Below are 21,012 nucleotides of genomic sequence, written 5' to 3' on the forward strand. Positions count from 1 at the left end.
AGTCTGCACAACAGACTGGCTTTTTTCTGGCATCAGGAATGCTTATTTGATACCGAGTTTGTGCTCAAGATAATGAATGTTGGTGCCGCCCTGATTAAAGTTGGCGTCCGTCATAATCTCTTTATGCAGTTCGATATTGGTTTTGATCCCACCGACCAGCAGCTCGCCGAGCGCATTGCGCATCCGCGCAATGGCGATAGCGCGGTTCTCACCATAAGTGATGAGTTTGCCGACCATTGAGTCATAATTTGGCGGCACTGTGTAATCGGCATAGATATGCGAATCCCAGCGCACACCATTACCACCTGGCGGGTGGAAACGGGTGATAGTACCTGGCGACGGAATAAAGGTTTTTGGATCTTCCGCGTTGATGCGACATTCCACGGCATGGCCGCGAATGACGATGTCGGATTGTTTAATCGACAGCGGCATGCCAGAGGCAATACGCAGCTGCTCTTTAATCAAATCGACGCCGGTGATCATCTCAGTGACCGGGTGTTCGACCTGAATCCGGGTGTTCATCTCGATAAAGAAGAACTCACCGTTTTCATAGAGGAATTCAAAAGTACCGGCACCGCGATAGTTCAGGTCGATACAAGCCTGCACACAACGGCCACCGATAAAGTCACGCTGTTCTTGCGTGATGCCAGGTGCCGGCGCTTCTTCAACCACTTTCTGGTGACGGCGCTGCATCGAACAGTCGCGTTCGCCCAAGTGGATAGCTTTGCCCTGACCGTCGGCTAATACCTGAATTTCGATATGGCGTGGGTTTTCCAGGAATTTCTCCATGTACACCATGTCATTACCAAAAGCGGCTTTGGCTTCGGCTTTGGTCATTTCAATTGATGACACCAGCTCATCTTCACCGCGCACAACACGCATACCACGACCACCGCCGCCGCCAGCGGCTTTGACGATGATTGGGTAGCCAATGCGTTTAGCGATAGCTTTGTTAGTGTCGGCGTCGTCACCGACCGCACCGTCAGAGCCCGGTACACAAGGTACACCGGCTTTTTTCATCGCTTCGATGGCTGACACTTTGTCGCCCATCAGGCTGATCGATTCCGGACGTGGGCCAATAAAAACCAGACCACTTTCTTCGACTTGCTGGGCAAAATCAGCGCGCTCGGCGAGGAAACCATAACCCGGGTGAATAGCCTGGGCGTTGGTGACTTCGGCGGCGGCGATTAATGCCGGAATATTCAGGTAGCTTTGTGGTGATGGGGCAGGGCCAATACAGATGGTCTCGTCCGCCAGCAGCACATGCTTGAGGTTACGGTCGACGGTGGAGTGCACCGCGACCGTTTTGATACCGAGTTCTTTGCAGGCGCGTAAAATACGCAGCGCAATTTCGCCCCGGTTGGCTATCAGCACTTTTTCTAACATGTGTCGGCCTTTTCGGTTATTCGATCACAAATAAAGGCTGGTCAAATTCAACCGGCTCGCCGTTTTCCACCAGAATGGCCGTGATAGTACCGGCTTTGTCTGCCTGGATCTGGTTCATCATTTTCATCGCTTCCACGATACACAGCGTATCGCCGACTTTGACGCTTTGACCCACTTCAGCGAAGTTCTTCGACGTTGGTGAAGCGGCACGGTAGAAAGTCCCGACCATCGGTGAGCGCATTTGATGACCCGTCACTGCCGGAGCCGCTGCGGCCGCTGGTGCAGCAGCAGGCGCTGCAGCAGCTGGTGCCGGAGCTGCAGCTGGTGCTGCGGTGTAGTGTACCGGCGCATATTGCTGGACCGGACCACCGCGGCTGATGCGCACAGATTCTTCACCTTCAGTGATTTCCAGCTCGTTAATGCCGGATTCTTCCAGAAGTTCGATCAGTTTTTTAATTTTTCTAATATCCATGACGTTTGCGCCTGACTTGGTTGGAATTTATGGGTTAAGAGGCGTGCTGGTCAGTGTTTTGACCGCTGCGTCCAGTGCATAACGATAACCGTTTGCACCCAGACCACAGATCACACCCTTTGCGATATCGGATAAATAAGAATGCCGGCGAAATGCTTCGCGGGCGTGAACATTCGACAAATGCACTTCAATAAATGGCACTGCCACCGCCAGTAAGGCGTCGCGGATGGCGACACTGGTATGAGTGAACGCGCCCGGATTGATAATGATAAAATCCTGCTGGCCCAGACTCTGTTGGATTGCGCCCACCAGTTCATGCTCAGCATTGGACTGCAGATGGGATAATTCCACCTGCATTGAAGTGGCAGTTTGCTGCAGATCGCTGACAATTTGCGCCAGCGTTTGCGCGCCATAAATATGTGGCTCGCGTTGCCCCAGCATATTCAGGTTCGGACCGTTTAACAGCAAAATCCGTAATTTGGCAGTCATTTGTCGATTATTCCGTTGATAATTCTGGATCTGCTTCCATCCTGCCAAAGGTCGGTGAAAAAACAATCTTTTTCAGCGGAAATCTGGCGGGCATTTGCAGATTTGCGCCTCATTATAGTGAAATCGCAGCAAATGGCAGCAAAATACTGGTCTTATCAGCAGATGGGAACTTTTCGCCGCTGTTGTTGTAAAGGCAGATTAAGTAGTGAGGCTACGTGGTCTGAGCAGTTTCCCAAACCACGCCAGTCGGGTGCTGCAGCCTTATTGCTGCAGCTGGGTAAGATGCGCTTTGAACGCATCCGGCCCCATAAAACCCGTGATGCGGGATGTCGTTAATTCGCTGCCGTTCGGTGCAAAAAACAATAAAGTTGGTAAACCCAGCACCTGAAACTTGTCCAAAACCTGCTGATCCTGCTCAGTGGCTTTAGTCACATCGATGCGTAACAGGCGAATTTTCGCCATTTCGGCTTTGACGCCGGTGTCAGCAAAAGTGATGTGCTCAAATTCTTTGCAGGCGACGCACCACTCGGCGAATAAATCCAGCATCACATATTGGTTTTGTGCTTTGGCTTCTGCCAGCTGTGCGTCCAAATCGGCCAGAGTTTTAATGTCGATAAACTTGCCAGCCTGCTGGCTGTCGGTTGCGCTGATTGCTGCAGGCTGTGGCTGCATTGCCGGTGCCAGCCATTGTTGATAATTCGCCAGCACCACTGCACAGACCAGCAGCGTGGCAACCAGCCAGCATAAGCTTTTTGCCACAGCAGTTTTCAGCAGTTGTTGCACTTGCTGCAGATAAAGCGCAAAACCGAGCGCTAACAAAGAACCCAACACTAACAGCACTTCCGCTGCAACAATGCGCGATATCAGCATCAACGGCACTGATAACAACAGGAAACCGAAAATCGCTTTAATCACGTCCATCCAGGCGCCGGGTTTTGGCAGCCATTTGCCGCCGCTGCTACCCAGGATCAATAACGGCAGGCCCATGCCGAGGCTCAGGATATACAGCACCAGCGCGCCATAAGCCAAATCACCGCTTTGGGCGATATACAACAGCACACCGGTCAGCGGCGCTGTGGTGCAAGGCGAGGCGACCAGACCCGATAAAGCCCCCATCACCAGCGCGCCTTTAACGGAACCGCCTTGCTGGCGGTTACTGGTTGCAGTGAGTTTTTCTGTCCAGCGTGCTGGTAGTTGCAGATTAATCCAGCCAAACATCGCGCCGGCGAGTAACACAAACAGCAGACTCATGCCGACTAACACCGCCGGGTGCTGGAACGCGGCCTGAAATTTCACGCCGGCGCTGGCCACCACTAAACCCAGAGCCGAGTAAGTCAGTGCCATGCCCTGTACATAAGCAAAAGATAAACGAAACGCGCGGCCGTGGCTCAACTGCTGGCCCTGACCCACAATAATGCTGGTCAGAATCGGGTACATTGGGAACACACAAGGCGTGAACGCCAGGCCTAAACCGAGCAGGAAAAACAGGCCTAAAGTCAGCAGGCTTTTATCACTGCTTAATCGCTCGGCCAGACCAACCTGGCTGGAGACCGGCGCTGCCGACACTGCAGCTGTTGCTGTGGGCTCACTTGATGCCGCTATGCTGCTGTCCGGTTTGATTGAACCAATCAGCGGAATTTCGCGGGTTTCCACCGGATAACACAGGCCGGCATCAGCGCAGCCCTGATAACGAATCTTTAATTTGGCGTCGGCATCGATATTGGCCAGCTTGACGTCAAATACCAACTGATGGCGGTAGATTTCGGTTTTGCCAAAATATTCATCTTCATGCGGTAAACCGGCCGGTAAAACCGGATTGCTGAAATTCACCGCCACACCGGCAATTTTCAGCTTGTGTTTGTACAGGTAATAACCGTCGGCTATTTGAAAGCTGATACGCACCGATTCGCCACTTTGGGCAAAATCCAGCATAAAGGCCTGATCGACGGGTAAAAACTGCGGCTGTTGCAAGGCTGCCAGAATATTTGGCGCCGCAATCGGATTTTGGCTGGCGGTTGTTGGTTCTGCGGCTTGTAGCGGCATACAGACCCACAGCAATAAGGCATACAGCGTAGTGACAAAGGAAGGGCGGTTATTCATTCGGTGAGCATTCCTCATTGACCCGGTTAAGGCAAAAAGCCCTGGCTGAGCGGGATGGCTATAATTTCCGGCACGCTATACGGATGCAAGCGGCAAATGGTCTGGCAGACAGTATCAAACAATCGTATCAAACGGTCGCATTACGAATATCGCGCTAATGTAACGCAATCTCGGCTGTTGACACCAGACCGGTGCAACCGGCACTTTCTTTCAGCATGCTGGAATGTGACAACCTGACCATGACAAAAACCCGGCATAAAAAAACTTCCACCGATACCCTTGGTTTTTTTGCGGATTTACCCCATATCCCGGTTACAAAATTTTTTAACCCCGCTCGTGGGATTAAATCCACCAAACATGTTCAGGAGCTTTACACATGAATATTCGTCCATTACATGATCGCGTCATCATCAAGCGTCTGGAAGCAGAGAGCAAATCAGCCGGTGGTATCGTGCTGACAGGTGCATCTGCTGAGAAGTCGACCCGCGGTGAAGTCGTTGCAGTCGGCTTGGGCCGTATTCTGGAAAACGGCAGCGTGCGTCCACTGGAAGTGAAAGTGGGTGACAAAGTGATTTTCGGTGCTTATGTCGAGCGCACTGAGAAAATCGACGGTCAGGAATACGTGATCACCAAAGAAGACAACATTCTTGGCATCATCACTGAATAATTGTTCGGTAATGACTTTTCCCACGCATTGAATTGATTTGAGGTAATTAGAAAATGGCTGCAAAAGACGTACGTTTTGGCGATGAAGCCCGCAACAAGATGTTAAAAGGCGTGAACATTCTGGCGAATGCCGTTCGCGTTACTTTAGGCCCGAAAGGCCGTAATGTGATTCTGGACAAATCATTTGGCGCACCACTGATCACCAAAGACGGTGTATCTGTTGCCAAAGAAATCGAGCTGGAAGACAAGTTCGAAAACATGGGCGCGCAGATGGTGAAAGAAGTTGCTTCTAAAGCCAACGACGAAGCCGGTGACGGTACAACAACTGCGACAGTACTGGCACAAAACATCATCAACGAAGGTGTGAAAGCTGTTGCTGCCGGTATGAATCCAATGGATTTAAAACGCGGTATCGACAAAGCGGTGATTGCTGCAGTGGCTGAGTTAAAAGCACTGTCTCAGCCTTGCACAGATTCAAAAGCTATTGCGCAGGTTGGTACTATTTCTGCCAACTCTGATGACGAAATCGGCCAAATCATTGCAGACGCGATGGACAAAGTCGGTAAAGAAGGCGTGATCACTGTTGAAGAAGGTCAGGGCCTGGCGAACGAACTGGCCGTGGTTGAAGGTATGCAGTTTGACCGCGGTTACCTGTCGCCGTACTTCATCAACAACGCCGAAGCCGGCCAGGTTGAACTGGACAACCCATTTATCCTGACTGTTGATAAAAAAATCAGCAACATCCGTGAACTGTTACCAGTGCTGGAAGGTGTGGCCAAGTCTGGCAAGCCGCTGCTGATCATCGCTGAAGATTTAGAAGGCGAAGCCTTAGCGACTCTGGTTGTCAACAACATGCGCGGCATTGTTAAAGTGTCTGCGGTCAAAGCGCCAGGTTTTGGTGACCGTCGTAAAGCCATGCTGCAGGACATCGCGGTATTAACTGGTGGTGTCGTGATTTCTGAAGAAATCGGCCTGGAGCTGGAAAAAGCCACGCTGGAAGATTTAGGTACTGCTAAACGTGTTGTGATCACTAAAGACAACACCACCATCATCGACGGTGCTGGCAGCCAGGAAGCGATTGACGCGCGCGTTAAACAAATCCGTCAGCAAGTGGAAGATGCCACTTCTGATTACGACAAAGAAAAACTGCAGGAGCGTCTGGCTAAACTGGCTGGTGGCGTCGCAGTGATCAAAGTTGGTGCTTCAACTGAAATCGAAATGAAAGAGAAAAAAGCCCGCGTGGAAGACGCGCTGCACGCCACCCGTGCTGCCGTTGAAGAAGGCGTGGTCCCTGGCGGTGGTGTTGCGCTGGTGCGTGTTGCTGCCAAACTGGGCGAGCTGCGTGGTATCAACGAAGACCAGAACCACGGTATCAAAATTGCGCTGCGCGCGATGGAAGCACCACTGCGTCAAATCGTCGATAACGCTGGTGAAGAGCCTTCAGTGGTCGTCAACAACGTCAAAGGTGGCAACGGTAACTACGGTTACAACGCGGCGACCGGTGTGTACGGCGATATGCTGGAAATGGGTATCCTGGACCCAACCAAAGTAACCCGTTCTGCACTGCAATTCGCTGCATCTGTTGGTTCGCTGATGATCACTACTGAAGCCATGGTGACAGAGCTGCCGAAGAAAGACGCGCCAGCTATGCCAGACATGGGCGGCATGGGCGGAATGGGTGGCATGATGTGATGCGACGAGAGTCGCGTAGGTCGCTAGCCTAGCGGGGTCTACCAGTAGTGAGCACTAACAAGTGCTCACTATACCACCCGCAAAACTAGTAGTCGACTCCGGTATTCGGAGGTAAAACCGAATGCCGGAATCATCACGCAAGTGATGAGGTCGCGCAATCGTTTTACGATTGGAAAACAAGTCTCCGAAGCATTCTGCTATCGGCATAAAACGAACAAAAAGGTAAGAAGTGACGGGTTTTTACCCCCGTGTAGTAGCGAGATATTTTCATCGTCGCGCCACCCAAATCACACTTCGGATCCAAGTAGTTCTGAAATCAAACACAAACAATGACAGCTGTTTACAGCTAGGCATTGGTTTGTCTTCTCGTTTTCTGTATCTCGGCAAGTTTACGACCTGCGGGCGTAAGCTGTTGTAGTTATTGTCTCAACCCCATTGGCTTTGACAGCAAAGGCGTGAGCGAGACTCGTTATACGACTAACGGTAGCCTAGGGATAGTGCGATGCTGGTAACGGCGTGGTGCGGAGCTTCCTGACAATGTACCTCTGTGAAAACAGTGCTTTAACCCGTGAGGGCGGGCATAGACCATGAACAATACGTGGGCTGAGGGCTAGGCTGGGCAATAGGGTTAATGTACGTGAACTGCTGATAAACACCGTCAACCGCAATGAGCGAAATATTGTTGTTACGCTCTGACCAAAAGGTACGTGGCCGGTTATTCCTTTTACATCTGGGAATACGTCGTCTGAAGGCCACCGGTGGATAGGCAGAACCTAAGTTGCTCGTGTAACTGCAACGGAACTCGGTAAGCCCGATTGTTCGCCTTGCGTAAGTAAGGCAGGGGATCCGCAAGGAAAACTGTTGGACAAGCGGGTAAAGGAGGTTGGAAAAAGCGAATGCTGCGCTGTAATGGCGTGGATAGGGGTTCAAACTTTGCCCTGACCTGAAAAGGTGCAGACTTCCAACTGGTCTTTAATCGTGTGAAGGCTTGATAAGTCATCTGAAAAACAACCCAAGGGGGATTAGCTATCCCTTGCGGGCCTGGCTTTACTCCATTTGCGGTTTTGGAGAAAAGCAAGATGAGTACAGTAATGAAAATGACCGTACCTGCGTTCTCCCACCCACCGCAGAGCTGGCATACCATTGATTGGTATCTGGTAAAGCGGCAGGTGAGAGGTCTGCAAGTACGGATCGCGAAGGCGACGAAACAGCAACAGTGGCGTAGGGTGAAAACTCTGCAACGCATGCTGGTGCGCTCGTTTGCTGCCAAGGCATTGGCGGTCAGGCGGGTCACGGAAAACCGGGGCAAAAGGACGTCCGGTGTTGATGGGGAGTTGTGGGGTACGCCTGAGTTGAAATGGCAGGCTATTACAAGGTTAAAGCGGCAAGGCTACCGGCCAAAACCGCTGCGTCGGGTTTATATCCCAAAAGCCAACGGCAAACGCCGTCCTTTGGGCATACCAACGATGCTGGACCGCGCGATGCAGGCGTTATACCTGTTGGCGTTGGAACCAGTGTCGGAAACAACGGCAGACCGTAATAGTTATGGCTTTCGCCCAATAAGGTCCACGGCGGATGCGATAGAGCAATGCTTTGTCAATTTAAGCCGGAAAAGCTCGGCAGAGTGGGTACTGGAAGGGGACATCAAAGGCTGCTTCGACAACATCAGTCACGACTGGTTGCTTGCCAACGTTCCGTTGGATAAACAAGTGCTCAGACGTTGGCTGAAAGCGGGGTATCTGGAGTCCGGTAGTTTATTTGCAACCGAAGCCGGTACGCCACAAGGGGGCATTATTTCGCCTGTGTTAGCCAATTTGGCGCTTGATGGTTTGGAGACGGTATTAGAAAGCCATTTTGGTCAGAAGAATACTAAAGCCAGCTACAAGACCAAGGTGAACTATGTGCGGTACGCGGATGACTTTGTGATCACCGGCATCTCGAAAGAGCTGCTGGAAGACAAAGTAAAACCTCTGGTCGAGGCCTTTATGGGCGAACGGGGGCTGACGCTATCGCCGGAGAAAACGCTGATCACCCATGTGGACGATGGTTTCGACTTTTTGGGGCAAAATATTCGCAAGTACAACGGTAAACTGCTGATAAAGCCAAGCCGGAAGAACCTGCGGAATCTGCTGCAGAAAGTGAAGGGCATTATTTCGGGAAACAAAACCGTGACGGCGGGTTTGTTGGTATCACTGCTCAATCCTGTTTTACGGGGCTGGGCAAACTACCATCGGCACATCGTTGCGAAAGAGACCTTTAATTATGTCGACTATCGGGTGTGGAAAATGCTGTGGAAGTGGTGTCGGAGACGGCATAAAAACCGTCAGTTCCGCTGGGTTAAAGCGAAATACTTTAAGTCAGTGGGCAACCGCAACTGGGTGTTTTCCGGTGAAGTGGCGGAGCAGAAAATGCTACGGCTGTTTTACTGCAATGATACGCCGATTAAGCGGCATATTAAGTTAAAGGCAGAAGCCAATCCGTATGATTTGGCCTTTGAGGAATACTTTGAGCAGCGGCTGGAGCGCACTTGGAGAGATTCTATGGTCGGTCAATGGAAAGTGCTTTACCTCTGGCAACGGCAGCAGAAATGCTGTCCGGTCTGCCGGTTCCCGATAACTTTTGAAACAGAGTGGAATATTCACCACATTCTGGAAAAGGTAAAAGGCGGATCGGATGAGCTGGATAACCTGATATTGCTGCACCCTAATTGTCATCGGCAATTGCACAACAATGACTAAGACAACTAGAAACTGAGAACTTGAACTATGACGATTATTAGTGCTAACGAAGCTCGGAACATTTGTGGCTTTGATTCTTTTAAGGGAAGTACTGTCGCCAGCTTGGCATTCCATGCAATCAAAGCGAGTGCCGGGAGGAGGGAGACAAGTACATCTGTGGAATTTCGTAAATTTCAACTTAAGAAATTATCCATAAAAGAGGGAAAAGAAATCATTGAAGCCCAAGGTTTCCGAGTCGAAGCGTCTGAAAGCAATGGTATCGTCAAGCTCCATATCTCGTGGTTTTTCCAAGCAGATAAGGATCGAGTAATTGTTCTGTAAGGTTGTTTCGGGACTACCTGTGTGACGTATATCTGACATCGTACAATGATGTTAATCTTGCAGGGATTGGAATTCTGACAGGACACTCAAATGGACGAAACTATCGAAATCCTAAAAACTTTGCTGCCAGTGTTTACCTTAATAATCGGCTCTGCACTTACTTATTATTACGGTGTAATGTCTAAAAGAGGCGAAGCGGCTTTGAAGTACAAGGAGGAGCAGTATTCCAAACTGCTCGTTAAGCTTCAGGGCTTTGTTGGGCATACGGCCAATGCTAAAACGAAGAGAGAGTTCTTCGAGGAGCAATACAAATCTTGGCTGTACTGCTCTGATGATGTCATTGAAGCGATAAATGAGATGGTTAATTTGGTCAAGGAAAACCGAGGAATGGAACCAGATCCTGTTAAAGGTCAAAAAGTCGTAGGCAATATCGTTGTTGCGATGAGAAAAGATCTTTATGGCAAGACTAAACTCGGTTATGAGTCCTTTACGTACACAGATGTCATCGGTTGACGGTTTTCACATCGCCGGTCGGTACTTAGGTACTGACTTATAAAGGCTTGAGCCGTATGCAGGGAAACTTGCTTGTACGGTTCTTAGGGGGCGGCGGCGCAGTAATGCGCTGCTGCTACCCGACATGCCTGCTGCTGTGGTTTAACCTGCAGCGTCATTTTTCGCAAAAGACAAACCCGGCTGTTGCCGGGTTTGTTGTTTCTGCAATGCTGACAGTATTTATTTGACTGCACTGCGGTTGTCTGTTGCTTCACTGCGCAAAAAAAGCACCACAGTTGAGTGTGGTGCTTTTATTAGGGATACTTCTAAATCCGTATTATTTACTGCGACGACGCAACAGCGCTAACGGTGCTAACAATAAAACAAACCAGTTCATGCTACCACCGCCGCTTTTCTTGGTTGGTGTCACGACTTCCGGTGCCGGCACGTCGTTAACCTTCACTGTCACTGTCGATTTCGTGGTTGCAGTACCGTCGGTCACGGCCACTTCAAACACCAGATTTTCCGAACCTGATGCTATCGAAGGTGCAGTGACTGAAGCAGTTGCAGTGGCTGCGTTGGTTAATGTTGCTGCGGTTCCGCTTAATTGTTTCCAGCTAAAGGACAGCTTGTCAGCTGTATCCCGGTCTGTTGCAGCTGCAGTCAGCGTGAAAGTGCCACCTTCGTTCAGTTCTGCAACGCTGGCTTTCACACCTGACAATAACGGTGCACGGTTATCACAGGCGACTGCATCACCAGCCACGACAGAGTGGAACACTGGGGATGTGATGTTTTTAAACTGCACATTATCGATGTACCAACCGGATTCATTTGAGTTTGAATCAGATACCGCGCGGAAACGGAACTTCACTTCGTTGCCGTTCAGTGCGGCACCGAAGTTAATTGTTTCCATGCGGCCAAAGGTCGATGAACCCAGTTTTGCATCCGGATCCATCACCCCTGTGAAGGCTTTACGGCCTGGCAGTAATTCTTCCAGTGCATCCGTGTACCCCTGGCTGCTGAAACCAGCATATTGCACTGGTTCGTTCGCGGCACTGCGGATCACTTTGGTGACGTCGGTCCAGGCCGAGCCGTTAATGCTGATCTCGACAACACCACCATCGTAGCCTTCTTCAAATTCAAAGTAATGCCAGAAGCTCATGCTGAAGTCGCCGGCATAACCAACCGTAAATGGTTTGGTTTCGTACGCCACATCTGAGGTAAAGCCGTTGTTGGCAATATGCATATATTGCTTACCAACCGGATGGCCTTTGCTTGCAAAGAAGCTGGCGTATGCTGTGTCTAACTGACGGCTGTCTTTCGCCAGATCGCCACCAGTCAGCACTTTTTCACCGAAGTTGTTTAGTGTGGCCAGAGTTTCCATGTTATCGGTACTTTGCATATTGCTTGGTGCCACAGTTGCAAATGCCAGATTGACCCGTTCAGTCAGGCTGTAAGCGCTGGTGACGATGGTTTCACTGACTTCTGGGAACGACAGTTTCAGCGTCAGCATATCGCCTGGTTTTGCACCTTCCAGCTTGAATGACAGCGGAGCTGTGGTTGCTGATGACATCACTTTCAGTTCAGGTAATGTCACAGCGCCGCCATTGGCGAATGTAACCTGGTGACCACTGGTAACTTCAACTTTGCCTTTGAGATCTTTCAGCGCAGCCGAACCTTTGTTGGTGACATTAAATTGCACTGTGGCAGTTTCACCGTTGTCCAGCGTGCTGTTATTGGTACAGAAGCCTGTGGTGGCATCACTGAAGGTTTTATCCAGCTTGTGTGCAGTGACGTTAAATGTGCTGAGTTCCGTTTTGTACGACTCGACAACACCAGTATGTTTTGCATCGTCACGGTGTGGTGCGACCGCACCCAGACCCATGCCACGGTCGGCAAAGGCTTTGAGGATCACTTTGTAATCTTCCGGATCTTTGGCATATGCGGCTGCGAGAATGGCGTCACGCGCTTCGGTATAAGTTGGGCCAACCGGCGTCAGTTTGTAGCCGTTGACCAGATACCCCATCATGCGGTCTTTGGCTTTGTCGTAGTCTTTGTGGTAATTCACCAGACTGACGAAACTCTGCCACAACATCTGTGCCCAGACTGAGCCGGCAGAGTGCACCTGTGCTGCGCCAGTGTTGGCGTCTTGTGCGGTGAAGTACTGATTGGTGTCGCCCAGACCGATATGCTTGAAGGTACGCGGGTTAATTTCCAGGCTATTTCCGTTCGGGAATGAGCGGATACCATAGTAGAACGAATCGACGTAACTGATCGCGGCATAGGCGCGTTGCATTTTGTCATTGCCAGCCAGTTTCAGATCTGAAGCGTCTGACACCATCAGTAAGGCATGGAAGTCGCCCCAGCCTTCACCCATAGAACGGCCCTGGTTGTTATATAAGCCGTTACCATTACCGACCAGACGGTTGCTGATGTAATGACCCCATTCGTGCGAAACGATGGCGTTATCCCAGGAGCTGTCCTTGTATGGTTTGTTGTTAAACATCTTGATATTAACTGCTTTGCCGGCAGCAAGCGCATCATAGAGTGCTTTACCTTCTGCCTGCGAAATACCGACGCTTGGAATATTGACTGTTGCGTCAGCGCCACCCATACCAGGCAGACCGGCCGCGCTGTTGTTCACGATCACGACACCAATGGCACCTGCTAACTGAGCATTTTTAACCTTGATAGTGAAAGTACAGGTACCACGGTCGATAATGGCGATTTTACCGGCAACATCTGCAGGAACAGCAGCATCAGTACAGCCGTCCCGGGTCGGTGCAGCGGTATCAACAAAGGTAACTGCCTGACCTTCAAGGCTGAACTGGCCAGGACCAAAGCTAGCACCTTGCATTGCCGTCAGTGGAATAGAAACACCATCTGCTGTTTTTGCGGTAATGCCTAAATCTTTGCCAAACAGCGCGTCTTTACTGGCCCACAGATACATTTGCATCCGCGGTGAGCGGCCATCGGCCGGAGTTGACATGTTGGCGTTGTCAAAGCCGGAGTTATCCTGCACTTCAGCCATGATCGGGTCGCCTTCGACACCGCCGCGGCCGTAGTTCACCAGCTGAGCATTGCCGGCTTTTTCATCAAAACCATAGTCATAGAATTGGTCGTGCAGGTAGTTGTTCATGTAGAACAGGTTAACAATGGCCGCTTTGCGGTTGTTCACCGAGGATTCTGGTTCGCTGGTCCGGTATTTATAATCAAAAACCAGCGGGCCTGTAGTTTCAGCAGCGAAATCACCAGTGGTGAAACCATTTGGTGCTATCGCATCGACATAAGCAAAAACGTTATTACCTGAGGTGATTGTTGCATCGCCTTTGAGCCACAGGTCTTTTGATTTGATTGGGCCATGCGCTACTTTCACCAAAGGTGCTGCCAGATAAGCTGTGGCGTCGACTTGCTCCGCAGATTCCGCCGGAACTACGTTGCCATGTGGACCATCCCATGGACGGCCATCGGCATTGGCATAAACGCGGTATTCAAATTCACCTGCATGCGCCTTCAGGTTGTTTTTGAACAGCACTTCACCGGTATCTGCAGCGATAACATAAGCGAAATAATCGGTGTCAGTGTCATTATGGTTACTGGTTTCCAGCTCGACATATTGCGCCGCGATCAGCTTGCCTTTTTTCTCAAAAAATACCGGTTTTACGCGTGGGTTACCCAAAACCTTTTTGTCGGCATCGGCGTTGTCTGCACTGAAAATGGCATAGCCGTTGTCCTGTGCCGTTTCACTCAGTGACAGCTGAGAAGCGTCGCCGCCATTTGCGGCAAATGCAGCTTTGACTGCTTCGTCAGCATACGGGAATTGCGGGTTATTGGCTAAAGTGGCTTTGGCCATTGTGGTACTGGTCAGCCGACCTGAGCCTGCGACCAGATTAAATTCGGCATCCATCAGGATGTTATATTCTTTGTTAAAGACTTCGACGCCCATGAATTCCTGACGGAATTTGGCAGTTTTCACACCGTCTTCTGATTGATATGCATGCGCGAGGACAGGTTTCAGTTGAACCAGTTCACCTTTGGCTGCAGCACCTGTTAAGACATTCAGATAATGGGTGGCAGCAAATTCAAGTTGATATTCAGCTGCGACTGCTGAGATATTCGGTTTGGCGAGGCCAGTCGGAGCCCAGGCAAATGTTGTTTCACCGCTCTGTGCATCAACTTGGTTGGCCATGCCGGAAACTGTGGATTGTTGTTGCTGAACCGCAGAGAGTGATTGTCCTTCTGCTGCAGGCAGTTGTGGCAGCGAACCAGCCAAGGCGGATTGCATGGGCAGCGCGAAAGCAGTGCTGACAATCACTGCGATCGTTGACAGTTTGAAGTTGTTCATTCATGTTCCTTGAAATTATTATGTTAAAAATTATAGGTCGCGCAACAACCGTTATAACTCTATGGTTAATATTTTGGCAATGCCTCTGTTGTGTTATCCGGTTATAAAGTAGATTTTTCGTGACCAGCGAGCACAGGTTTTAATGTCGGAAGGGAGGAGCTGTGTGATGAGCCGGATATCTTTGGCCGCGGTATGGTTTTTACTATTGCTGCCCATGGCTGGCTGCCAGGCACAGGACCACAACCCTGCTACAGCCGCAAATAATCTGCAGCAGAAACCGGCAAATTTTGTGTACATTAACGGCACGAAATATCGCTTGATTCAGCGCTATCCCAGTTACTGGCTGTTAATTGATCCGCAGAATGCACAGCCACTGCATCTGACCAATCAATTGGTAGTATCCGGTATGAAGTCTGTCGATGAACTGCGCAAACGTCTGACAATAAAACCTGTCCTGGAGGTAAAACGGATAGCAGAAGGAGTGCTGGCAATTAGCGGGACTATCGCTGAGCTGATGCAACTGGAACAGCAGCTACAGCAGCTTGCTGATGTTCGTACTGAGTGGCAGCTGTATTATTTACCATTAAAATCGCAACCTGATCGTTAGACCGGATGTCAAAATCAGGTAAAGCCGAATTACAGAACGCCACAGCTTTAGACATTTCTGTACTGTAACATTGTGTTAATCGCGATATAGTGGGTTCAGGTGATGTGATGGCGGATGAACCTCCGTTATTTCACAGGTTTAATGTTTTTTCAGGAGCAAAGCTATGAGAACCATATTACCGATACTGTTAGGCGTCCTGTTAGCGACCAATGCATGGGCCTCACAGCAAACCACGACGGTTAAAGTCAACTGGCAAAATCCGGAGAAATACAGCGACATCCGGCCTTCGTCCGGCACTAAAAAAGCTTATCAAAAGCGGGTGATTAGCGCTTTTGATAAAATCTGGGCCGATTTCGCCGCGAAGTTGCCAGCAGGTCATAATCTGCTGGTCACGGTGAAAGACCTCGATTTAGCCGGCGATGTCAATCCGATGTACCGGATTGATCACAGTGATATTCGTGTGGTGAAAGAAATTTATTTTCCCAGAATGACCTTTGATTATCAGTTGCTGGACAGCAATGGTCAGGTGATTCTGGCGGAACAGGATGTCAAAATCAAAGATATGGGGTTTATGAACTCATCGCCCATCGGCCTTGGCAGCACCGAATTCGTCTACGAAAAGCAGATGCTGAAGAACTGGTTCCAGAAAACCTTGACACCAAAACTGACAAAACCCTGAGTCAGACCAGATCCTGCCGAAGCTAAAGACGCCGATAAGCGTCTTTAGTTATTTTTACAGCCCATAGACAGGTCTATATTTCACAACATGTTGGCGATTTTTTGATAGATGGCGACCGCTTCATCTCGGGTCAATAAACCGCTGCTGGCAGCTTTACCAAGCGTGCTGCTGACTCTGACACTGTCATTCTGCGGTTCAGCCGGTGTGTTCTCCGGTAAATTATCCAGTTTGTTTTGTTGCTGACTGAGGTCTGCCTGTTGCACGACCTGCTGGCGCTGTTGCGAGGTGTCGGTGCGGGGGCGATCAGTGGCTGACTGAGTCCGGGCGGCTATGCGCAGCGCGTCCTGCGATATCACACTGCTGGTTGTCACCATCACTACCTCCACACCTGATTGGGTTCAGAGCCACTGTCCATCCGACAGTATAGTTATTTTGTCAGTGCTGTGCGAAATTCCGCCAGCGTCAGATGCAGCTGCTGTAATTGTTTGACGATATTTTCCAGTGTCGCGGTATTAAATTGCTGGGTCTGACGAATCGCCGAGATTTGCTCTGCAGTTTCTGCCAGATAGGGCAAAAATCTGTTGCTTTGCACCTGAAACAAACCCGCGGGGAAAATGTGCTGGTATCTGCCATGTCCTTGTTGTTGCAAATCGTCGAGTACAGCGTCGGCGTCCACCGCTTTGCGATAAAGTTCTTTTAGATTTTGGTCCAGTTGGGTCAGTAGTTGTTCCATACGCAGGTCTCGTGCTGAAAAAGAGCAATTATGCCACAGCATGCCACAGGGCAATACCATCAGACTTTTTCTTCACAGGCATTCATAAATGAGCAGATTTGTTATATCATTTCACTTCAGCATCGTTTGGGGGCATTTATGTTCGACAATATCCGTCACACTCTGGATAAAGTAGGGATCGCAGTCACATCTTTATGTGCCATCCACTGCATTATGCTGCCGGTATTGTTACCTGTATTGCCACTGCTCGGGCTGACTTCCGTCCACAACCATGCATTTGAACGCATTATTCTGCTGATCACTATGGTGCTTGGGTTTATTACCTTATTTGCCGGTTTCCACCGCTATCACCGCAAGTTATATCCGTTTTATTCGTTATTTTTAGGTGGTTTTATCTACTGGCAAAAAGACTTGCTGGGACACGAATACGAACATTACGTATTAATTGTTGGTGCGGCGTTTGTGGTGTTAGCGCACGTGCTGAATATCCGGCTTTGTAATCAGTGTCATAGCTGCGAAAGTCACTAATCCGGCGCTTAGGCTGTTGCGGTTCTTAACCACTGCAGCGCTTCTGCCGGAAAATTACAAAACACGCCATCCACTCCTATATCCCGCAAAGCCAGCAGCTCCCGCTGTTGGTTGACCGTATATACATAAAGTTCAATCCCGGCCTGATGCGCCAGGTTAACCAGCGCCCTGTCAACAAAACCGCGATCACAATGAAGCGATACTGCATTCAATTGTACCGCCAGCTGCACACCATCGAGTGGGTAGTGTGCGATCAATACACCAATGCGGATCTCTGGCAGCAAAGTTTTAAGTCGTTGCAGTAACGGATGATGAAAGGATGAAACCAGCACTGAATCCAGACGCAGTGCCAGTTCTTTTTGCGCCCGGTGCAGCAAAGCGACTAAAGCCGGCGCCGTGTCCTGACCTTTCAGTTCGATATTAATTTCCAGTCGGTTCGCACACAGCTGCAACACTTGCCATAAAGTGGGGATTGGCTGACCGTTGCCGGCATCAAGTGCAAACAGCGCTGCTGGGGTAAAATCTTCCAGCAGCCCATGGCCATTGGTGGTGCGGTCCACTTGCCGGTCATGGATCACCACCAATTCGCCGTCGTGCAGAAACAGATCGAGCTCAATCCCATGGCTACCAGTTTGCAGCGCTGCCGCAAAAGCCGGCAGCGTATTTTCCGGGAAGTGACCACTGACACCACGGTGCGCAAAGATTTTCATCTGTGTTCCTGTCAGACGACTGGATTAGTTCAGTGTAGTCGCAAAGGCTGTGCCCATTCGCGTCACGGCGCCAGGGAAATTGGTTGGCAGCAATTCGATGGCGTCCTTGGCAAACGTCAGCACCACAGTGGACCCAAGCTTAAAGCGGCCCATTTCGGCGCCTTTTTCCAAATGGATGGCATTGGGGCCTTCTGCCGGATATTGCCAGCGGAATACTTCGCTGCCGGTTGGTGGCGTGACAGTGCCGGCCCAAACGGTTTCGATACTGGCAACAATAGTTGCGCCAACCAGCACTAAGGCCATCGGACCTGCGGCTGTGTCAAAAATAGTCACGACGCGTTCGTTACGGGAAAATAAACCCGGTACATTCGCTGCCGTCAGCGGATTAACCGAAAACAACTCACCAGGCACATAAATCATTTCACGCAGGGTGCCGGCAATGGGCATATGAATGCGGTGATAATCTTTTGGCGCCAGATAAATACAAGCAAAGGTACCGTCCTGAAAAGCTGCTGCGGTATTGTCGTCGCCACCCAGCAGCGCTTTAACCGTGTAAAAATGACCTTTGGCCTGCAGCAGTTGGTCACCGGCAATCGGACCAGCCTGACTGATGGCGCCGTCAACCGGATGGGCCAGCGTTTGCTCATCAGCCACAACAGGGCGGGCACCGTCTTTTAACGGGCGGGTGAAAAAATCATTAAAACTGGCGTAGTCACTGGCATTTTCATAACGGGCTTCGGCCATGTTAATGCCATAAGCGCGGATAAACAGTTTCATCAGCGCATGGCTGACAAAACCAAGGCGCGCGGCCGCCAGATAACCGACCAGCCGGGAAATCAGGTGCTTTGGCAGAATGTATTGCAGAGTAATTTTAAGCTGGTCCATCGGGGATATTACCTCGTGAGATTAAAGATAAGCAGGCTTATCCTGCGCCATGCTGAGCAGGATTTTATGATAGTTGTCAAAACGTTCTGTGGCGATCTCACCAGTGTCGACGGCGTGATGCAAGGCACAGCCCGGGTCATTGCCGTGTTTGCAATCGCGGAATTTACAGCGGCCGAGCCAGGGGCGGAATTCGCGGTAACCCCAGCTGACTTCATCGTCGGATAAATGCCAGAGCGCAAATTCGCGGATGCCAGGCGAGTCAATCAGCTGACCGCCTTGTGGCAGATGATATAGCCGGGCCACCGTCGTCGTGTGTTGGCCTAAACCGGACACGTCAGAGACCTCTTGTGTCACCGCAGCGATTTCAGGCATCAGATTGTTCAGCAATGATGATTTTCCGACGCCAGACTGACCGACAAATATGCTGGTGCCCTGGCTTAAATACTGGTCCAGTTGCGCCATGCCTTCGCCGCTTTTGGCGCTTAACAACAGCGTTTCATAACCAATTTTGCGGTAGATATCGAGCTGTTGCTCGACTTCTGCCCGCTGCGCTTCACTGAGTAAATCAATTTTGTTGAGTAATAACAAAGGCTTGATTTGCATGGTTTCAGCGGCAACCAGGTAGCGGTCGATGATGTTCAGTGACAGCGCCGGCAGTACGGCTGAGACGATAATTAATAAGTCGATATTGGCGGCGACCGGCTTTAAACCATCATAAAAATCCGGTCGGCTCAACACAGATTTGCGTTCGTGCACTGCTTCGACCACACCATCAATAGTGCCCTGCGATTGCAGTGCGCGCCGAAACACCACGGCGTCACCACATACCAAAGAACTGATAGTGCGGCGTAAATTACAGCGGGTGATAGTGCCGTCGGTGGCTTCAATATCGGCGTGCTGGCCAAAACGGCTGATCACAACGCCGGGCTCTGCATCGGCAAAAGCGGCCTGTTCCAGCTGTTGGTCAGCCTTGGCGGCTTTTTGCGCCAGCCGGTCCAGGCGTTTTTGCTGGTTGCCGGCGATACGGTCATTCTGGCGTTGCGTCAGGTGTTTCTTTTTAGTCACGCTTAATCTGTCTGTTGCTGTGGAAGCGGCGGCGACAGGCGCGGCGTTTTCCAGATGGCACGGGGCGTAGTATCATACTAGCATTCAGCAAACTAACAAAGTATCAAGCTCAAGGGGCGGCAAATGGCAGTGAATGACAACAATCTGGTGTGGATCGATCTGGAAATGACCGGATTGGAACCAGACACCGATGTGATCCTGGAGATGGCGACTATCGTCACCGACAGCAACCTGAATATTCTGGCGGAAGGCCCGACTTTTGCCATCAAAACATCTGGCGACATTCTGGATAATATGAGCGCCTGGTGTGTCGAGCAACATGGCAAAAGTGGTTTAACCCAGCGTTGCCGAGACAGCCAGACTGATTTAGACAGTGCAGTGGAGCAGACCATCGCCTTCCTGTCGCAATATGTGTCAGCAGGCAAATCGCCGATGTGCGGCAACAGCATCGGCCAGGACCGGCGTTTTCTGGTGAAATACGCGCCGAAGCTGGAAGCATTTTTCCACTACCGCAACCTTGATGTGAGCACAGTCAAAGAGTTGGCAAAACGCTGGAATCCGGCGGTCACCAAACTGGTGAATAAATCATCAAGCCATCTGGCGCTGGACGACATTCGCGATTCAATTGCTGAATTAGTCACCTATCAGCAGCACTTTTTCCGTTTGCCAGAATAAAAGGCTTGCAAACATCGAGTGATTTTGTAAAATGCGCCGCGCTTGCTGCACAAAGTTCATCTTTGCGATAGCAGCGCTGCTGAAGGTTTTTGCGGGCATAGCTCAGTTGGTAGAGCGCTACCTTGCCAAGGTCGAGGTCACGAGTTCGAGTCTCGTTGCCCGCTCCAAAACCTTCAGCCTGGATGCGGGCATAGCTCAGTTGGTAGAGCGCTACCTTGCCAAGGTCGAGGTCACGAGTTCGAGTCTCGTTGCCCGCTCCAAATTCTCTTAAGTTTCTGATTGTATGCGGGCATAGCTCAGTTGGTAGAGCGCTACCTTGCCAAGGTCGAGGTCACGAGTTCGAGTCTCGTTGCCCGCTCCAAATCAGAACACACATCTCGCAGAGCGGGCATAGCTCAGTTGGTAGAGCGCTACCTTGCCAAGGTCGAG

The 21,012-nt window shown here is 50.5% G+C and carries 19 protein-coding genes and 3 tRNA genes; 12 read left to right on the forward strand and 10 right to left on the reverse strand.

The window, feature by feature from the left end; translation table 11 throughout:
• Positions 1-42: 42 nt before the first annotated feature.
• The 4 genes from accC to ABNT34_RS18380 form a co-directional block, all read right to left on the reverse strand.
• Entirely contained in the window at positions 43-1,386 is a 1,344-nt protein-coding gene (gene accC / locus ABNT34_RS18365) for an acetyl-CoA carboxylase biotin carboxylase subunit (protein WP_348734249.1), read from the reverse strand.
• Positions 1,387-1,402: 16 nt separating this feature from the next.
• Positions 1,403-1,858 carry an acetyl-CoA carboxylase biotin carboxyl carrier protein gene (gene accB, locus ABNT34_RS18370; RefSeq protein WP_348734251.1) on the reverse strand — a complete coding sequence of 152 codons (456 nt, stop codon included), beginning with the start codon at positions 1,856-1,858 and terminating at the stop codon, positions 1,403-1,405.
• Positions 1,859-1,885: 27 nt separating this feature from the next.
• The gene (gene aroQ / locus ABNT34_RS18375) at positions 1,886-2,347 is read right to left on the reverse strand and encodes a type II 3-dehydroquinate dehydratase (RefSeq protein ID WP_348734253.1); all 462 of its coding nucleotides are present in this window, start codon (positions 2,345-2,347) and stop codon (positions 1,886-1,888) included.
• Positions 2,348-2,608: 261 nt separating this feature from the next.
• Positions 2,609-4,447 (reverse strand): protein-disulfide reductase DsbD, encoded by a 1,839-nt coding sequence (locus ABNT34_RS18380; RefSeq protein WP_348734255.1) that lies wholly within the window; start codon positions 4,445-4,447, stop codon positions 2,609-2,611.
• A gap of 376 nt (positions 4,448-4,823) precedes the next feature.
• Between ABNT34_RS18380 and ABNT34_RS18385 the strand changes: the two genes are divergently transcribed.
• The 5 genes from ABNT34_RS18385 (at position 4,824) to ABNT34_RS18405 (ending at position 10,377) form a co-directional block, all read left to right on the forward strand.
• Complete coding sequence (locus tag ABNT34_RS18385; protein ID WP_348734257.1) at positions 4,824-5,114, forward strand: co-chaperone GroES; 291 nt, start codon at positions 4,824-4,826, stop codon at positions 5,112-5,114.
• 53 nt (positions 5,115-5,167) lie between these two features.
• Positions 5,168-6,805, forward strand: a complete 1,638-nt coding sequence (gene groL / locus ABNT34_RS18390; RefSeq protein WP_348734259.1) for a chaperonin GroEL — start codon at positions 5,168-5,170, stop codon at positions 6,803-6,805.
• Positions 6,806-7,896: 1,091 nt separating this feature from the next.
• Positions 7,897-9,543 (forward strand): group II intron reverse transcriptase/maturase, encoded by a 1,647-nt coding sequence (gene ltrA, locus ABNT34_RS18395; RefSeq protein ID WP_348734261.1) that lies wholly within the window; start codon positions 7,897-7,899, stop codon positions 9,541-9,543.
• A 27-nt stretch (positions 9,544-9,570) separates the two neighbouring features.
• On the forward strand, positions 9,571-9,864 hold the full coding sequence (locus ABNT34_RS18400) for a hypothetical protein (RefSeq protein WP_348734263.1): 294 nt from the start codon (positions 9,571-9,573) through the stop codon (positions 9,862-9,864).
• A gap of 90 nt (positions 9,865-9,954) precedes the next feature.
• On the forward strand, positions 9,955-10,377 hold the full coding sequence (locus ABNT34_RS18405; RefSeq protein WP_348734264.1) for a hypothetical protein: 423 nt from the start codon (positions 9,955-9,957) through the stop codon (positions 10,375-10,377).
• Positions 10,378-10,693: 316 nt separating this feature from the next.
• Here ABNT34_RS18405 and ABNT34_RS18410 read toward each other — a convergent pair whose 3' ends face one another.
• Positions 10,694-14,701 carry a rhombosortase-dependent M36 family metallopeptidase gene (locus ABNT34_RS18410; RefSeq protein ID WP_348734265.1) on the reverse strand — a complete coding sequence of 1,336 codons (4,008 nt, stop codon included), beginning with the start codon at positions 14,699-14,701 and terminating at the stop codon, positions 10,694-10,696.
• Between the two features lie 166 nt (positions 14,702-14,867).
• Between ABNT34_RS18410 and ABNT34_RS18415 the strand changes: the two genes are divergently transcribed.
• Positions 14,868-15,308: a hypothetical protein gene (locus tag ABNT34_RS18415; RefSeq protein ID WP_348734266.1), complete on the forward strand. Its 441-nt coding sequence runs from the start codon at positions 14,868-14,870 to the stop codon at positions 15,306-15,308.
• A 163-nt stretch (positions 15,309-15,471) separates the two neighbouring features.
• Positions 15,472-15,987, forward strand: a complete 516-nt coding sequence (locus ABNT34_RS18420; RefSeq protein WP_348734267.1) for a DUF3016 domain-containing protein — start codon at positions 15,472-15,474, stop codon at positions 15,985-15,987.
• A gap of 80 nt (positions 15,988-16,067) precedes the next feature.
• Here the strand turns inward: ABNT34_RS18420 and ABNT34_RS18425 are convergent, their stop codons facing one another.
• On the reverse strand, positions 16,068-16,361 hold the full coding sequence (locus tag ABNT34_RS18425; RefSeq protein ID WP_348734268.1) for a hypothetical protein: 294 nt from the start codon (positions 16,359-16,361) through the stop codon (positions 16,068-16,070).
• 53 nt (positions 16,362-16,414) lie between these two features.
• Positions 16,415-16,720, reverse strand: a complete 306-nt coding sequence (priC, locus tag ABNT34_RS18430; protein ID WP_348734269.1) for a primosomal replication protein PriC — start codon at positions 16,718-16,720, stop codon at positions 16,415-16,417.
• Positions 16,721-16,858: 138 nt separating this feature from the next.
• Between priC and ABNT34_RS18435 the strand changes: the two genes are divergently transcribed.
• A complete protein-coding gene (locus ABNT34_RS18435) occupies positions 16,859-17,248 on the forward strand; it encodes a MerC domain-containing protein (RefSeq protein ID WP_348734271.1) in 390 nt (129 codons plus the stop codon).
• An 8-nt stretch (positions 17,249-17,256) separates the two neighbouring features.
• Here ABNT34_RS18435 and ABNT34_RS18440 read toward each other — a convergent pair whose 3' ends face one another.
• From ABNT34_RS18440 to rsgA, 3 genes are read right to left on the reverse strand one after another with little or no spacing between them, the layout of a single operon-like run.
• Positions 17,257-17,958, reverse strand: a complete 702-nt coding sequence (locus ABNT34_RS18440; protein WP_348734273.1) for a glycerophosphodiester phosphodiesterase family protein — start codon at positions 17,956-17,958, stop codon at positions 17,257-17,259.
• A gap of 24 nt (positions 17,959-17,982) precedes the next feature.
• Positions 17,983-18,843, reverse strand: coding sequence for an archaetidylserine decarboxylase (gene asd, locus ABNT34_RS18445; protein WP_348734275.1), 861 nt, complete (start codon positions 18,841-18,843; stop codon positions 17,983-17,985).
• A 21-nt stretch (positions 18,844-18,864) separates the two neighbouring features.
• On the reverse strand, positions 18,865-19,908 hold the full coding sequence (gene rsgA / locus ABNT34_RS18450) for a small ribosomal subunit biogenesis GTPase RsgA (protein WP_348734277.1): 1,044 nt from the start codon (positions 19,906-19,908) through the stop codon (positions 18,865-18,867).
• Between the two features lie 123 nt (positions 19,909-20,031).
• On the opposite strand from rsgA, the gene orn reads away from it, so the two are divergent.
• The 4 genes from orn (at position 20,032) to ABNT34_RS18470 (ending at position 20,944) form a co-directional block, all read left to right on the forward strand.
• On the forward strand, positions 20,032-20,583 hold the full coding sequence (gene orn, locus ABNT34_RS18455) for an oligoribonuclease (protein WP_348734279.1): 552 nt from the start codon (positions 20,032-20,034) through the stop codon (positions 20,581-20,583).
• Positions 20,584-20,674: 91 nt separating this feature from the next.
• Positions 20,675-20,750 (forward strand) — tRNA-Gly (locus tag ABNT34_RS18460).
• A gap of 17 nt (positions 20,751-20,767) precedes the next feature.
• Positions 20,768-20,843, forward strand: a tRNA-Gly gene (locus tag ABNT34_RS18465).
• Between the two features lie 25 nt (positions 20,844-20,868).
• Positions 20,869-20,944: transfer RNA gene (locus ABNT34_RS18470), tRNA-Gly, on the forward strand.
• Positions 20,945-21,012 lie beyond the last annotated feature (68 nt).

The sequence above is a fragment of the Rheinheimera texasensis genome (assembly GCF_964031785.1).
Lineage (GTDB): Bacteria > Pseudomonadota > Gammaproteobacteria > Enterobacterales > Alteromonadaceae > Pararheinheimera > Pararheinheimera texasensis_A.

What these genes read in the sequence shown, in the direction of transcription:
- accC (WP_348734249.1), bottom strand. Translation starts at nt 1,386, where the DNA reads ATGTTAGAAAAAGTGCTGATAGCCAACCGGGGCGAAATTGCGCTGCGT.
- accB (WP_348734251.1), bottom strand. Translation starts at nt 1,858, where the DNA reads ATGGATATTAGAAAAATTAAAAAACTGATCGAACTTCTGGAAGAATCC.
- aroQ (WP_348734253.1), bottom strand. Translation starts at nt 2,347, where the DNA reads ATGACTGCCAAATTACGGATTTTGCTGTTAAACGGTCCGAACCTGAAT.
- ABNT34_RS18380 (WP_348734255.1), bottom strand. Translation starts at nt 4,447, where the DNA reads ATGAATAACCGCCCTTCCTTTGTCACTACGCTGTATGCCTTATTGCTG.
- ABNT34_RS18385 (WP_348734257.1), top strand. Translation starts at nt 4,824, where the DNA reads ATGAATATTCGTCCATTACATGATCGCGTCATCATCAAGCGTCTGGAA.
- groL (WP_348734259.1), top strand. Translation starts at nt 5,168, where the DNA reads ATGGCTGCAAAAGACGTACGTTTTGGCGATGAAGCCCGCAACAAGATG.
- ltrA (WP_348734261.1), top strand. Translation starts at nt 7,897, where the DNA reads ATGAAAATGACCGTACCTGCGTTCTCCCACCCACCGCAGAGCTGGCAT.
- ABNT34_RS18400 (WP_348734263.1), top strand. Translation starts at nt 9,571, where the DNA reads ATGACGATTATTAGTGCTAACGAAGCTCGGAACATTTGTGGCTTTGAT.
- ABNT34_RS18405 (WP_348734264.1), top strand. Translation starts at nt 9,955, where the DNA reads ATGGACGAAACTATCGAAATCCTAAAAACTTTGCTGCCAGTGTTTACC.
- ABNT34_RS18410 (WP_348734265.1), bottom strand. Translation starts at nt 14,701, where the DNA reads ATGAACAACTTCAAACTGTCAACGATCGCAGTGATTGTCAGCACTGCT.
- ABNT34_RS18415 (WP_348734266.1), top strand. Translation starts at nt 14,868, where the DNA reads ATGAGCCGGATATCTTTGGCCGCGGTATGGTTTTTACTATTGCTGCCC.
- ABNT34_RS18420 (WP_348734267.1), top strand. Translation starts at nt 15,472, where the DNA reads ATGAGAACCATATTACCGATACTGTTAGGCGTCCTGTTAGCGACCAAT.
- ABNT34_RS18425 (WP_348734268.1), bottom strand. Translation starts at nt 16,361, where the DNA reads ATGGTGACAACCAGCAGTGTGATATCGCAGGACGCGCTGCGCATAGCC.
- priC (WP_348734269.1), bottom strand. Translation starts at nt 16,720, where the DNA reads ATGGAACAACTACTGACCCAACTGGACCAAAATCTAAAAGAACTTTAT.
- ABNT34_RS18435 (WP_348734271.1), top strand. Translation starts at nt 16,859, where the DNA reads ATGTTCGACAATATCCGTCACACTCTGGATAAAGTAGGGATCGCAGTC.
- ABNT34_RS18440 (WP_348734273.1), bottom strand. Translation starts at nt 17,958, where the DNA reads ATGAAAATCTTTGCGCACCGTGGTGTCAGTGGTCACTTCCCGGAAAAT.
- asd (WP_348734275.1), bottom strand. Translation starts at nt 18,843, where the DNA reads ATGGACCAGCTTAAAATTACTCTGCAATACATTCTGCCAAAGCACCTG.
- orn (WP_348734279.1), top strand. Translation starts at nt 20,032, where the DNA reads ATGGCAGTGAATGACAACAATCTGGTGTGGATCGATCTGGAAATGACC.